This window comes from Adonisia turfae CCMR0081, assembly GCF_011009555.1.
In the GTDB taxonomy this organism is placed as follows: domain Bacteria; phylum Cyanobacteriota; class Cyanobacteriia; order Phormidesmidales; family Phormidesmidaceae; genus Leptothoe; species Leptothoe turfae.
Map to the genome: position 1 here is coordinate 2,773,360 of NZ_QXHD01000004.1, position 12,940 is coordinate 2,786,299.

The 12,940-nt window shown below is 47.2% G+C and carries 15 protein-coding genes and 1 other RNA gene; 9 read left to right on the plus strand and 7 right to left on the minus strand.

The features are described from left to right. On the plus strand, positions 1 to 1,179 hold a 1,179-nt coding region (locus tag DXZ20_RS16180; protein WP_284681679.1), incomplete at its 5' end, for a 3'-5' exonuclease. An 81-nt stretch (positions 1,180 to 1,260) separates the two neighbouring features. Continuing rightward, positions 1,261 to 1,566 (plus strand): thioredoxin family protein, encoded by a 306-nt coding sequence (locus DXZ20_RS16185; RefSeq protein WP_163671241.1) that lies wholly within the window; start codon positions 1,261 to 1,263, stop codon positions 1,564 to 1,566. A gap of 275 nt (positions 1,567 to 1,841) precedes the next feature. Here the strand turns inward: DXZ20_RS16185 and psaK are convergent, their stop codons facing one another. After that, positions 1,842 to 2,105, minus strand: a complete 264-nt coding sequence (gene psaK, locus DXZ20_RS16190; RefSeq protein ID WP_006516666.1) for a photosystem I reaction center subunit PsaK — start codon at positions 2,103 to 2,105, stop codon at positions 1,842 to 1,844. Between the two features lie 163 nt (positions 2,106 to 2,268). Here psaK and DXZ20_RS16195 point away from each other — a divergent pair, with 163 nt between their 5' ends. The 4 genes from DXZ20_RS16195 (at position 2,269) to thiD (ending at position 6,362) form a co-directional block, all read left to right on the plus strand. Next, positions 2,269 to 2,700 carry a hypothetical protein gene (locus DXZ20_RS16195; RefSeq protein ID WP_163699274.1) on the plus strand — a complete coding sequence of 144 codons (432 nt, stop codon included), beginning with the start codon at positions 2,269 to 2,271 and terminating at the stop codon, positions 2,698 to 2,700. A gap of 306 nt (positions 2,701 to 3,006) precedes the next feature. Beyond that, on the plus strand, positions 3,007 to 3,846 hold the full coding sequence (locus DXZ20_RS16200) for a cell division protein FtsQ/DivIB (RefSeq protein WP_163671243.1): 840 nt from the start codon (positions 3,007 to 3,009) through the stop codon (positions 3,844 to 3,846). Positions 3,847 to 4,369: 523 nt separating this feature from the next. Continuing rightward, entirely contained in the window at positions 4,370 to 5,548 is a 1,179-nt protein-coding gene (gene ftsZ, locus DXZ20_RS16205) for a cell division protein FtsZ (RefSeq protein WP_431732100.1), read from the plus strand. A 13-nt stretch (positions 5,549 to 5,561) separates the two neighbouring features. Next, the gene (gene thiD, locus DXZ20_RS16210; RefSeq protein ID WP_163699278.1) at positions 5,562 to 6,362 is read left to right on the plus strand and encodes a bifunctional hydroxymethylpyrimidine kinase/phosphomethylpyrimidine kinase; all 801 of its coding nucleotides are present in this window, start codon (positions 5,562 to 5,564) and stop codon (positions 6,360 to 6,362) included. 46 nt (positions 6,363 to 6,408) lie between these two features. Here thiD and DXZ20_RS16215 read toward each other — a convergent pair whose 3' ends face one another. The 6 genes from DXZ20_RS16215 to DXZ20_RS16240 form a co-directional block, all read right to left on the minus strand. Continuing rightward, positions 6,409 to 6,864, minus strand: coding sequence for a hypothetical protein (locus tag DXZ20_RS16215; protein ID WP_163671246.1), 456 nt, complete (start codon positions 6,862 to 6,864; stop codon positions 6,409 to 6,411). Between the two features lie 197 nt (positions 6,865 to 7,061). Further along, positions 7,062 to 7,430: a hypothetical protein gene (locus tag DXZ20_RS16220; protein ID WP_163699280.1), complete on the minus strand. Its 369-nt coding sequence runs from the start codon at positions 7,428 to 7,430 to the stop codon at positions 7,062 to 7,064. Positions 7,431 to 7,583: 153 nt separating this feature from the next. Next, positions 7,584 to 7,680: signal recognition particle sRNA small type (gene ffs / locus DXZ20_RS16225), an RNA gene on the minus strand. A gap of 34 nt (positions 7,681 to 7,714) precedes the next feature. Next, positions 7,715 to 8,557 carry a DUF4388 domain-containing protein gene (locus DXZ20_RS16230; RefSeq protein ID WP_163671248.1) on the minus strand — a complete coding sequence of 281 codons (843 nt, stop codon included), beginning with the start codon at positions 8,555 to 8,557 and terminating at the stop codon, positions 7,715 to 7,717. Positions 8,558 to 8,677: 120 nt separating this feature from the next. Then, positions 8,678 to 9,049 carry a roadblock/LC7 domain-containing protein gene (locus DXZ20_RS16235; protein WP_006516674.1) on the minus strand — a complete coding sequence of 124 codons (372 nt, stop codon included), beginning with the start codon at positions 9,047 to 9,049 and terminating at the stop codon, positions 8,678 to 8,680. 166 nt (positions 9,050 to 9,215) lie between these two features. Beyond that, positions 9,216 to 10,745: a YifB family Mg chelatase-like AAA ATPase gene (locus DXZ20_RS16240; protein ID WP_163699282.1), complete on the minus strand. Its 1,530-nt coding sequence runs from the start codon at positions 10,743 to 10,745 to the stop codon at positions 9,216 to 9,218. A 390-nt stretch (positions 10,746 to 11,135) separates the two neighbouring features. Here DXZ20_RS16240 and DXZ20_RS16245 point away from each other — a divergent pair, with 390 nt between their 5' ends. The 3 genes from DXZ20_RS16245 to DXZ20_RS16255 form a co-directional block, all read left to right on the plus strand. After that, positions 11,136 to 11,483: a hypothetical protein gene (locus tag DXZ20_RS16245; protein WP_163671250.1), complete on the plus strand. Its 348-nt coding sequence runs from the start codon at positions 11,136 to 11,138 to the stop codon at positions 11,481 to 11,483. A 173-nt stretch (positions 11,484 to 11,656) separates the two neighbouring features. Then, positions 11,657 to 12,001 (plus strand): histidine triad nucleotide-binding protein, encoded by a 345-nt coding sequence (locus DXZ20_RS16250; protein WP_163699284.1) that lies wholly within the window; start codon positions 11,657 to 11,659, stop codon positions 11,999 to 12,001. A 206-nt stretch (positions 12,002 to 12,207) separates the two neighbouring features. Continuing rightward, on the plus strand, positions 12,208 to 12,940 hold a 733-nt coding region (locus DXZ20_RS16255; protein WP_250565791.1), incomplete at its 3' end, for a photosynthetic reaction center family protein.

Here is a 12,940-nt window from a genome sequence, read left to right on the forward strand (position 1 = left end):
AACCCCGCACCCTTGGGTCAAGGTGTGGAACTGCTTATGAACCCTGCCGACATCAATGTATCTGTTCAGAAAATTGCGCAAAAGGTAAAAGAACTAATTGATAATTGGAAAGAAGAGAAAGAAAACACCTCTTCAAATGCACTACCAGCACCACCCACGCTGGCAGTGTTGGTGCGAGAAAATCGTCAAGGTCGATTTATTCGAGAAGTTCTAGAAGATGCTGAACGCTTAGGCTTTGATTTTGCTGAGACAACTGGGCTAAAAATTTATGATGTGGGCAGTCGCGATCGCAACACCCAAGTCCCTCTCGAAATGTTGCACCTACTCCTATTCATCGAACGGCCCCATTCTCCTGACTATCTCAAAGGAGCCCTGCGCGTTCTTGTAGATCGCCAACGCATTCCCACCCAAGATCTCAACCCCCTCGCCACCAATCCAGAACAGTTTCTCTACCCTGGTCCCCTTGAACCACCACTCACCTATGAGGCCGCGCTCAATGCCCGTCGCTACTGCACTAGCCTGCTACGCGCCCGCTTCGACTTACCCCCCTATCATTTGATCCCCTTTCTAGGCACCACCCTCAACTACAACCAAAGCGAGCTCGCCACCGCTGACAAACTGGCAGCCCGTATCGCTCAGCAAACTACTGAAGAGAGTAGCCTCAGCACCATGATTGGCGCACTCCAAGAAATCGTCAGTTCTGAACGGTTTGATGCCATTGAGGCCGAAGATACGGAGGCTCAATACACTCGAGCTGGGCAGCTCACGATCATTACCATGCACAAAGCTAAAGGTCTAGACTGGGATGTTGTGTTTCTCCCCTTCCTCCACGCAAAACTAATCCCCGGCGAATCCTGGATACCTCCCCAGGGTGAGTTTCTTGGCAGCGTCTCCCTACCCGACGTTGCCCGCGCCCAAATCCGTACCTACGTCCACGCCAATCAAACCATTCCTGAGATGCAAACAGCTTGGCACCGTGCCAACGACCTCAAAAAAGCAGAGGAATTTCGTCTCCTCTATGTCGCCATGACCCGCGCCAAACGTCTGCTATGGATGAGTGCCGCGAAACAAGCCCCTTTCACCTGGAGTAATCCAGACAACCTACAGAACGGAGAGCCTTGTCCAGTATTACGACCGTTGGATAAGTTTATGCGGGAGCGGCAAACAGAGTCATTTTAGAATTAACGTTGTAGAGAGGTTGTATGCAACCTCTCTACAACGTTTTGCCCCTGCCAACATTTTCGCCTCCAGAACCTCACTATGCCTAAATCTGTTCTAAAATTCTCTTCCGAAGACTGCGGCATCTGTCACAAAATGTCCTTTTACGACGCCAAAGTCGCCAGCGAGCTAGGCCTAGACTTTATCGATATCAAAATGCAGGATACAGCCACATACCGCAAATACCGACGGGTGCTCCTGACCCAATACCCTGATAAATCAGATATGGGCTGGCCCACTTACATCATTTGCGAAGAGCCTGAAGGGGAATTCAAAATTTTAGGTGAGGTCAAAGGTGGGCATCCCAAAGGAGAATTTCGTAAACGTCTCCAGGCAGTTATTAATTAAAAGGTGGGGCGTGGGGAGTCAGAAGTGGGGATTAGGAAATGGAAAATGGAGAATACGTATTTTCACTGATATGGGATGTGTGTTTTAGCCTCCATCCCACTCCCTAGGGCAACGCACTCCCTACGTCTCACCTCCCACACAAAAAAAAGCTGGCGATTTTATTCCCCAGCTTTTGATTGAGATGTTCTTAAAGTGAAATGTTATTTGAGCCTATCTAGTCAGGCTATCTAGCCGATAGGGCTAGATAGCCTGATGGATGATGATCTCTAACGGATTTAGAGCACACCGATAGTGGCCAAACCGATGATGGCACCAATACCGATCACGTGACCTAGGCTAGTACAAGCCAACATTGCACCATGGCCCATGCCACCGAAAAATTCGGAGGAAGGTAGACCAAGGCCAACGTTCTTATGCTTAATACCGTAGTTACCGAGTGCGATCGCAAGTACGTTACAAATGATCATGACGAGACCCACTTTGGGGCTCCAAGCAACAGTGGCGGGAGTCACTGCCAATAAAGAAGGTAAGTAAAGCAAGTTACCGTCTCCTCTCAGAAATAGTATGGTTTTGAAGTCTTGAGGCCGACTTAGCGCAAACTAAGTACAAACCTTGTCATCATCTTTCATCAATGCGAAAGATCAACGACCGCCTCGTTGCAAGACTTTACAATGGAAGCATAAATACCTATGTGCACGCCCCATGATTCACGGTTTACTCTGGCTTCCCTTGCTGATCTTCTTTTTTTGGATTACCTGGGCAGGCTGGAACGAGTACAAAAAAGTCGAAACCTATAAGCAATGGGCTACTCAGTTTGAACGTGCTAAGTACGATATCTATGCCGCTCTAGGGCAAGTAGAGCGTACACTGACGTGGGGCTTACCCACTCGTCAAGGCGTCATCGATCTGCAAACCATCCAATTCGCTCAGATTCGCACCATCGATCTGCTGATCCAGGGTGACGACGCATTTACTCAAACAGTCAAAGGTACAGCTAAAAAAAGTGAGGCCGTCATCCAGCTCAATCTACAAGACGGTAAAACACCACAGATTCCATTTACAGATGTGGAACTGGCTAAACAGTGGCATGGTTTCTTAGCACAAACATTACAGGCAACGGAAAATGCAGCATAGCGATCGGCACTGAATTCAAACCTTAAAATTCAAAACCGCCCCCTTCACCCATAGCCTCGTCCTAATAAACAGATCATCCCGGGCACTACTTTTTTTCCAAGAAGTGTCAGAATATCTGCACTATTTGCAAAGCTGAATGCTTAAATATATTCTCCAGCTATCCCAGGAGACCTAAATTAACCTCATTACTGGATAACATCAGTCATTAGCCACCTCGCTCTAACGCTTCGTTTGGCAAGCTCCCGTCGAAGCGCCGCTTCTCCTTTTCCCCACTGGCACCACCAACAGTCACTCATTACACCTCCCATGCCAGACATTCCTGAATACTCTCAAGCAACCTTGGCCAGCCGTCGGCAAGACCTCAAACAGCGGCGTCAAAGACTTTTTTGGCAACAGCTATGGCGGCAAACGGCCATGGTTGGGTTAACTTTAGGCTGTTTGAGTTTAGCTACATCCAATCGTTGGCATATTCACTCCACTGAGCAGATCAACCTCAGTGGTAATCAACTGCTGCCCGATGAAGAGGTTTATGAACTAATAGATATTGACTATCCTAAATCCCTTTTAAAGGTACGTCCCCTAGATTTAGAACATGCCTTGACCGATAAGGGACCTATCGAGGACGCCATCGTTAGGCGGCGGCTGTTACCCCCCGGTTTAAATATCCGCATTCGGGAACGAACACCGGTTGCGATCGCTCTTCCAAATGTGGACGTTGCCATTAAGTCTCTAGACGATGATCCCCAGAGTTTTTCTCAGATGGGGCTCTTAGATGCCAACGGCTATTGGATGCCCTACAACAGCTTTACTCAACTAGGGTCTCAAGAACCCAAGCTACAGGTTCAGGGCATGCGTCCGGCGTATCAAAAACACTGGTCGGACATCTACCAAATGTTACAAAAAAATCCGGTATCCGTCTCTCTTCTTGATTGGCGTGATCCAGCCAATTTAATTCTGCATACAGACCTTGGTATTGTGCACATGGGTCCCTATGGGCAGAATTTTTCTAAACAACTGACTGCCCTCGATCGAATGCGAAATTTGAACGCCAAAATGAATATCGAAGAAATCGCCTTCATTGACCTGCGTAATCCCGACAATCCCACCTTAGAAATACTCCAGGCAACAAAGACTCAAGCCCCTTAAAACAGCCTAAAAATAATGTCGCTTGAGATCGCTCAATACATTACTACGTAGTAGTCTTCGGTTATAGATACTGATATTTATCGGCCCCTTATAACGACTATCTTTTGTTTTCAATCCATATGGTTAGTTTGCGCTTTTTAGAAGCCAGTTCTTACCCATTTAAATTCTTGAAGTAATCAGTAAGTTGAGTTGGTTTTTTAAGCAAGTTCCCGTATAGTTGACTAGAATATGCCCCCATAGTGTTCGAAATTAATCTTTAAAATCTCTGTGAAGCTTTGAGAAAGCATATTTCAAGCTTTCTCTGCCTAGATTGATGAATTACCTCAATCTTCTATTGGCGGAGACCTGCCCTGCTTGGTTTGTAATTGCTATATAGTTAGTTCTTACTTTTGCGGCAGTCGCGTGTGTTCTGTGACTGATTGGGTCAATAGCTCACTGATATCTCGTATACCTTTGCCCTATGTCTAAATCATCCTCACACAACTCTCACGGAAATTCGGGTCTGGGCCTCAATATGTCTGATATGAATAATAATCATCGTAATGAACCTGCGTTGAGTAATGCAGCTATGGGGAATGATATTGTGCCTGGGAGTATGGCGAGGATTAAGGTTGTTGGTGTAGGTGGTGGCGGGTGCAATGCCGTTAACCGAATGATCGATACCGGCGTATCGGGTATTGAGTTTTGGGCATTGAACACCGACGCTCAAGCATTGACTAAAGCGAATAGCGCTAATCCATTACAGCTGGGTCAAAAGCTGACCCGTGGATTGGGCGCAGGCGGCAATCCAGCCATTGGCCAAAAAGCAGCTGAAGAATCAAGGGATGAAATTTCCACCGCAATCGAAGGTGCGGACCTGGTTTTCATCACTGCCGGTATGGGTGGGGGCACTGGCACCGGCGCAGCTCCCGTGGTCGCAGAAGCTGCTAAAGAAGCAGGCGCACTCACCATTGGTGTTGTTACTCGTCCTTTTACCTTTGAAGGTCGTCGTCGCACAACCCAGTCAGAAGAAGGGATCATGGCGCTACAGGAATGCGTAGATACCCTGATCATTATTCCTAATGACAAGCTACTGTCAGTTATTTCAGAGCAAACCCCGGTACAAGAGGCCTTTCGTTTCGCTGATGATATTTTGCGCCAAGGTGTACAGGGCATTTCTGACATCATCACCATTTCTGGTTTGGTGAACGTTGATTTTGCTGATGTACGTGCCGTTATGGCCGATGCAGGCTCTGCCTTGATGGGTATTGGTGTGGGCTCTGGTAAATCCCGTGCCCGTGAAGCAGCCATTGCGGCAATTTCATCACCGTTGCTAGAAACCTCCATTGATGGCGCGACGGGGGCTGTCCTTAATATCACGGGTGGCAACGACATGACCCTACATGAGGTGAATGCCGCAGCAGAAATTATTTACGAGGCGGTTGATCCTAACGCAAACATCATCTTTGGTGCCGTAATTGATGAGCGGATGCAGGGTGAAGTCCGCATTACAGTGATTGCCACTGGTTTCAATAGTAATAGTGAATTTGGTGGTACGGCTGCCGTTGCCACGTCTCCATCAAGGATTGCTCCGCTACAACGGCCATCTTCAATCGGTTCTAAACCAGCTGATTTACCATCAAGTATCCCAAGCAATCGCCCCAGTATTGCCCCCGATCTGGATATTCCAGATTTCCTGCAGCGGCGGCGACAGTCGCGATAGGTAGCGGTTTTTTATGGCTTATATTCCACCAGTTGCTTTAACCATCGCTGGCTCAGATAGCGGGGGGGGGGCTGGAATTCAGGCAGATCTGCGTACCTTTTCATTCCATGCTGTTCATGGAACCAGTGCGCTTACATGCATTACAGCTCAGAATACCCAAGGCGTATCGCGGGTTGATGCCCTAGCCCCAGAGGCTATCATTGCTCAGATTGAGGCAGTGTTTACTGATATGGGGGTTCAGGCTCTGAAAACGGGCATGTTGCTCAATCAACCGATCATTGAGGCGGTGACTGATTATCTCAAGGGGTTGGTCGATGTGGACTGCGTGATTGATCCGGTCATGGTATCGCGCACAGGGGCACAGCTAATAGATGATAATGCGATCGCAGCTCTAAAAAAGCTGATTCCTCTCGCCACGGTTCTCACCCCCAATCGCTACGAAGCTGAAATCCTCAGCGGTCAATCTATTAAGACCCTAGAACATATGAAAACCGCAGCCCAGGCTATTCATGGCTTGGGTGCCAAAGCCGTTATCGTTAAAGGTGGTGGTTTTGATAACGAACTGCGCGGCATTGATGTTTGGTATGACGGCACGACCCTAACCAAGCTAACCACCAGCTGCATCGACACCGCCGACACCCATGGCACTGGCTGCACCCTCTCCGCAGCCATTACTGCCAATCTCGCCCTGGGTCATACGCCATTTGAGGCTGCTAAACGCGCTAAAGAGTATGTCACACAGGCATTAAACTACTCGCTCCGGATCGGCACAGGCCAGGGACCGGTTGGACATTTTTATCCATTATTGACGTAGGGATGTATGTAGGGGTGTTGCATGCAACACCCCTACATGCGTTTTCTCAATCCCCGTCTGGTTTCGGCCACACACTCTCCCAATCGGGACATTCATCATAATCTTCTGGTCCATGGGGATGGAGCGCACAAACCAGCATCTGCCCACCATAACTCTCACCATGATAATAAGAGCAACCTGCACACTTGGGATGGTTCTGTAGCCAGGGTGTGAGGGTTTGATGGATTGGAGCCATGGTCTGCTCACACCAGCTCACCATGGAACCGACTACGGGATCCAGCTGAGTTTCTAAATCATCAAGAGCCTGGGATATAGGCGGTGAGATATTTTCCACCACCTGCTCCGCTAGCTCATCAGCCAGTTCATCTGCGGCATCCAATACTGGGCTCACAACATTTACAGCCTGCTCTGCTAGTACATCCAAGAATTGTTCAGTCTGCTCTAAAGTACTGTGAACAGCCTCTTGCAGATCTTGTTGTAGTTGTTTTAGCCAGTCGTCCATAACGATGGAAAGTCAAGAAGAGCCATAGGTAAAAGAATAAACTCTCAGAAAGGTGAGAAATAGAAGAAATCTGATTTTTGAATGTTGAATTCTTAGTTGATGACCACCCAATACATCACCCCTGAGTCATGCTTATGGGTAAACAGGGTTAACAGCTGTTAACTCAAAACTAAAAATTAAAACCCTCAATATTAAACTCAATCGTCGTCGTCTTTCAGACGTTGCAACTCAGTCTGAAGCTCTTCAATTTCTTTACGTAGAGCATCAGTTGCTGCTCGATCGTCAGGTTCATCGTCTTCAATAATTTCAATTTTACGGGGTGCGCTATCAGCAGATTGGGTAGATTCAGTTGCAGCAGCTGAGCTCTGGGCACGGTCAACCATATCGTTGACTATTTTCTGGGCTTCATCAGCCGTAATTTCACCACGAGCCACCAACTCATCGACTAGCTTTTGGGCCTGTAGTCGTAGATCACTAAACCCATCACCTGCTTTTTCAGATGCATAAGACGCTAAGCCTACACCTAAATAGAATGCTTTTTGCACCAACTGGCCAAAGTCTGCCACGACCCCATACTCCTCTAACAATATTTGGTGAATAAGTGAAAAAGCCCCATCACTTTCATATCTTCAGTTTTAACAGCGGATCTCGACAGTGTGTAGCGTGCTCAACCGTCGGATAGCCGTACCTGAATGGAGCAGATACACCATAAAAACAGAGGAGACCCGGAGACTACGCCTATCTCAAGCATCCCGTATTGCTGCTACCTTCCGGTCCTGACAAGATTTGGGCGTTGCGATCGCATAGATCCGAGTCACTTACTAGCATAGCACCGTTTTCCCACACCTATCTAAGAGGACTTTGGTACCTGGCGTAAAAACTCGATTAGATTGCGGAAAAATTTAGGACTGAGCGGCTCTCCAGATTCATCTGTAAAAATTGAGTCAGGCGTATCAGCTGCCTCTGAAAGCATCATGGGTACTTCCTCAGCCAGCCCAATAAAGATTAAACGAAATGCAATACGCTGAACTTCTTCAATGGGCAGCATCAAGCCCTGAGCAATTTGACTAAGGGATTTTTTTTCATCCATCAGCCGCCAGACACTCCACTCCGCTTGATTAATACGTACATTAGGCTGACCGCGTATCAGACTGACTAAGGCCGACTGCGGGTGGGGTAGTTTGTCTTTAAAGGCTGTCCAATCTTTCAAAATACGCAGTCCTGGCAAAACCACCTCAGTAGCAACGACACTGAGGCCAGTCATTTCCACCTTAGGCAGGGGCGCATCCGGGTCAAATGTAAAATAACCATCTGGCACTTGGAATAAATCACAAATCTGACGAATGACTTGAGCCGCGAACAAGATTTGTAATTGCTTGGGGCTTAAGACTCCTTGAGCACGTAAAAATCTTCCCAAAGGTTCATCCACAGGGCAACGACGAATCAACCGCTCTATCATCGTGGTGCTGAGGTAACGACGATGGTTAATTAAAGTAGCGAGACAGCGACAATCCAACCGATTTGTCACCGTGACAATACGACCACGATGAAGCCATATGAAATAGAACTTAGGTTGTGCTTGACCAGGAGTCGTTAGTCCCTGAATAGAAAGCAGTCCCGTCTTTTTGCCATCTTGCAAAAGCTGGAAAACCTCTGGCAGTGAAATATCTGAGAGATAACCGTTGACAGACATGCTGTACGATAGCGACGATACGGCATTAGCGTTGCGCTATTGAACAGCATATATCAACCAGAATTGTTCTGGAGAATTGCTTTAATTGCAGCCTCCTGACCATCGTACAAATCAGGGGGACTACACCAATAGCGCTTGAAGTTCACCCACAGCTCGCTTTACCTCAAGGTTCAAGATGCCTTTCTTAACCATGCGGGTAGCTAGCACCAAAAAAACAGCTTCTTCTCCACAGTTACTCAAAATGCAGTAACCGGCTTCTCCATCAATCGCAATCTGACTGACTTTGCCCCGCAATAGCTCACTACCTATCCTCTCCCCTAAGGAGACAAGGGCTGCCGACATCGCTGATACTCGCTCTTCATCCATGTGGCTTGGTAGCACAGCCACCAAGGGTAAACCATCCGGCGTGACTAAGGCTACCCCTTCAATATCATTTGTGCCACTGACAAAATTATAGAGAGCCGCTTGGAGTTTAGCCGCATTGATGGCCATAATTTACTTCGTGAATCACCCAACGTATCTACGAACAACTATGATATAGCGTCCTCAGTAACAGCACTTGAGAGCCATTTCATAAATGAATATTTTCTCGAACTTAACTAGTAGCACCTGTCGGCACATCTTCTAAATAAGTTCCGCATAAGTTCCGATGAGCTTATTACTGCATGCGATCTATCGTACGGTACTGAATCGCTTCAGCTATATGGGTAGACTCTAAACTGTCAACAGCAGCAAGATCGGCAATTGTGCGAGCAACTTTTAAGATCCGGTCAGTGGCACGGGCTGACAACCCCAGCTTACGCACTGCGGTTTCTAATAAGGTGCGTGATGAATCGTCCAGTTGACACCATTGACGCAGATGCCGACTTTCTAAATCGGCATTGCACTGTAGCTTAGGTTCACTCGAAAACCTAGATTGCGATCGCCATCGAGCCAACTCCACACGCTGACGCACTGGCTCTGACGGTTCGCCCGACTGATATCCGGTGATTTCTTCAGGCTTTAACCGACTCACCACTACTTGCAAATCAATCCGATCCATTAAGGGACCTGACAATTTAGCCCAGTACTGTTCTCGGCCACGAGGTGTACATGTACAAGGCTGTACAGTATCCCCAAAAAAACCACAGGGGCAGGGATTAGTACTCGCTACCAACGTAAACTGGGCTGGAAATTCCACAGACTGACGCGTACGCGCAATGCTTACATAGCCATCCTCCAAAGGCTGCCGCAAAAACTCCAGCACCTTGCGATTAAATTCCGTCAGCTCATCAAGAAAGAGAATACCGCGATGGGCCAAAGAAATTTCTCCTGGCTTTGGAAATGTTCCACCCCCCACCAAAGATGGCCCCGATGCAGAATGATGAGGACTACGAAACGGTCGCTCAGTTACTAATGTCCCCTTATCTTTAAGCAGGCCAGCCACTGAATGAATTTGAGTAACCTCCAGAGCTTCTTGAAAGTTCAGAGGCGGCAAAATAGTTGATAGGCGACGGGCCAACATGGTTTTACCGCTACCAGGAGGCCCTACAAATATAAGGTTATGACCACCTGCCGCTGCAATTTCTAACGCTCGTCTTGCCTGAGCCTGACCTTTGACATCCCGTAAATCTACTGCATGGGGTTGGGCTTTAGCCAGAGATTCACAGCCATCGATAGTAAGTGGCATCCGCTCGCCAGGATTATTCAGAAAATCGACAACATCAGTAATCACCTTAAAACCATAAACCGCAAGACCCGGTACCACTGCCGCCTCTTGGGCATTATCCTCTGGGACAATTAGACCCTTGATCCCCAATTGAGGCGCTGCTGCTGCCATTGCCATCACACCCGCTATCGGTCTCAAGCTGCCATCAAGCGATAGCTCACCTAAAAGCAAATACCCATCTAAACTCTCTTGACTGACTAGACCAGACGCCGCCAAAATGCCAATGGCAATAGGCAAATCATAGATAGGGCCTTCTTTTCGAACATCAGCAGGCGTCAAATTTACTACAACTTTGCGCATCGGAAACGGAAAACCCGCATTTTTTAGTGACGCCTTCACACGCTCACGTGATTCTTGCACAGCCGCATCAGGCAAACCCACTATGGCAACACTCGGTAGGCCTCCTGACAAATCCACTTCCACACCAACTTTTAAGGCATCAATACCGATTAAAGACGCACTCCAGATTCTTGCCAGCATGGTAGTCTCCTACATGTTTACGTAGAATGCCCAAGCATATAAATAGTGCGACTTGACCAGTGCAATTTGGGTAACTGGTTTGATCAGAAAACTACATACTATAAATACTTTAGTATTCTCGATGAATAGAGACTAAGCTGCACACCATCGGTTTCCATTAAAAATGTCCCCTATCATTGAGGTGTTTGAACTGGGCCGGTCAAATTGAATTGAATTGTGTAGTCACTTCCGGCTAAAGAGGCCCTGATTAGGACTAGGATCACAATTATGAACCATGAAATATGGTATCTGCATACTAGACAGTTGAATGACAAATGTGACTCTCCATCGATGTCCAGAGAAGCGATGCCTGCCACATCCCTTACACATATAAATCAGTTTTAAGAAATCATGCTGACGACTTCCAACTCCGCTGACGTCGCCATAACTATGCGCGAAAAGCAGCTCGCAGATGAGCACATGCAGGATGTGGAACTCTTATTAGAAAACATGTTTCTACGGGAAGAAGCAACGTTACAGCTTGTTTTGGACCGCCTCTATGACATCGGCTCCAATAACCTCATAAATTATCGCGTCAAACCTCGTCATCTCAACCGCCTCATGAAGTGGATCGCTCGTCTCACCAAACCAGCATTCCACTATTTGGCTGTGCGCTGGTCAAAAAAAAATTGCCCTAAATTAATCGCCGATTGGTTATATAGCCAAGTTCAGTTTCCTAAACCACCTGTAGGCAGCTAAACAGTTCTCAGAAAGTTAGGTTAAGAAAAATCGTCCATGGGATACAGCTAATACCTTTGGACAAAGAATATTCATCACACACAATTTAAGACTCCCCCATCTCTTCAAAATCTTCGCCTTCTTAAGGCATCACTAACCCTTACAATGCGAAGCGTTGTGCCCATCAACGCACCATGAGTGAAGACACAATTTTTAGCAAGATTATTCGCAAAGAAATACCTGCAGATATCGTTTATGAAGATGATCTTTGTCTAGCCTTTCGCGATATCAGTCCCCAAGCACCTACTCACATATTAGTTATTCCTAAAAAGCCCATTCCCAAACTGTCAGACGCCGTGGTTGAGGATAAGCAGTTACTGGGCCATATGTTACTAACTGTAAAGGAAATTGCTGATGCCGAAGGCTTGAGTAACGGATATCGAGTAGTTATCAATACTGGCCAAGATGGCGGACAAACGGTCTTCCATCTCCATATGCATCTATTGGGTGGACGTTCATTAGCTTGGCCACCCGGATAAATTCTCACAATGAGCAACCAATCATTTTTTACGTAGAAATGTGTCGATCCAGGAAGTTTCGTATCGTACCCCTACAATGCGCTAAGCATATTTACTAATCTTATAAACGAGTCTTAACTCACTTAATTTGCCGCAGAGATTAAATTATTTATCTTTGTTTGCCTTCACAGTGATGTTGACTCATGTTCATAACTTCTATCATCACTATGACTTCTACTTTGCAATCCCGTGAACGGGCTGGCATGTGGGAGCAGTATTGTCAGTGGGTTACTAGTACTGACAACCGCATTTATGTTGGTTGGTTCGGCACTTTGATGATCCCTACTCTGCTAGCTGCTACTGCTTGTTTTGTCATCGCATTCATCGCTGCTCCTCCTGTTGATATTGACGGTATCCGTGAGCCCGTTGCTGGTTCTTTACTACTAGGCAACAACATCATTTCCGGTGCTGTAATTCCTTCTTCCAACGCTATCGGTCTACATTTCTACCCCATCTGGGAAGCTGCTTCTCTAGATGAGTGGTTGTATAACGGTGGCCCTTACCAGCTGGTCATTTTCCACTTCCTCATTGGCTGCTTTGCCTACATGGGTCGTCAGTGGGAACTGTCCTACCGCTTGGGTATGCGTCCTTGGATCTGTGTTGCTTACTCCGCACCTTTGGCGTCTGCAACTGCAGTATTCTTGATCTACCCCATCGGTCAGGGTTCATTCTCTGATGGTATGCCTCTAGGTATTTCCGGTACCTTCAACTTCATGCTTGTTTTCCAAGCTGAGCACAACATCCTGATGCACCCCTTCCACATGCTCGGTGTGGCGGGTGTCTTCGGGGGGTCTTTGTTCTCCGCAATGCACGGTTCTCTGGTAACGTCCTCCTTGGTTCGTGAGACCACTGAGACTGAGTCCCAGAACTATGGATACAAGTTTGGTCAGGAAGAAGAGA

What these genes read in the sequence shown, in the direction of transcription:
- DXZ20_RS16230 (WP_163671248.1), bottom strand. Translation starts at nt 8,557, where the DNA reads ATGTCTGTCAACGGTTATCTCTCAGATATTTCACTGCCAGAGGTTTTC.
- ftsZ (WP_431732100.1), top strand. Translation starts at nt 4,370, where the DNA reads ATGAATAATAATCATCGTAATGAACCTGCGTTGAGTAATGCAGCTATG.
- DXZ20_RS16195 (WP_163699274.1), top strand. Translation starts at nt 2,269, where the DNA reads ATGATTCACGGTTTACTCTGGCTTCCCTTGCTGATCTTCTTTTTTTGG.
- thiD (WP_163699278.1), top strand. Translation starts at nt 5,562, where the DNA reads ATGGCTTATATTCCACCAGTTGCTTTAACCATCGCTGGCTCAGATAGC.
- DXZ20_RS16215 (WP_163671246.1), bottom strand. Translation starts at nt 6,864, where the DNA reads ATGGACGACTGGCTAAAACAACTACAACAAGATCTGCAAGAGGCTGTT.
- DXZ20_RS16245 (WP_163671250.1), top strand. Translation starts at nt 11,136, where the DNA reads ATGCTGACGACTTCCAACTCCGCTGACGTCGCCATAACTATGCGCGAA.
- DXZ20_RS16250 (WP_163699284.1), top strand. Translation starts at nt 11,657, where the DNA reads ATGAGTGAAGACACAATTTTTAGCAAGATTATTCGCAAAGAAATACCT.
- DXZ20_RS16185 (WP_163671241.1), top strand. Translation starts at nt 1,261, where the DNA reads ATGCCTAAATCTGTTCTAAAATTCTCTTCCGAAGACTGCGGCATCTGT.
- DXZ20_RS16200 (WP_163671243.1), top strand. Translation starts at nt 3,007, where the DNA reads ATGCCAGACATTCCTGAATACTCTCAAGCAACCTTGGCCAGCCGTCGG.
- DXZ20_RS16235 (WP_006516674.1), bottom strand. Translation starts at nt 9,049, where the DNA reads ATGGCCATCAATGCGGCTAAACTCCAAGCGGCTCTCTATAATTTTGTC.
- DXZ20_RS16240 (WP_163699282.1), bottom strand. Translation starts at nt 10,745, where the DNA reads ATGCTGGCAAGAATCTGGAGTGCGTCTTTAATCGGTATTGATGCCTTA.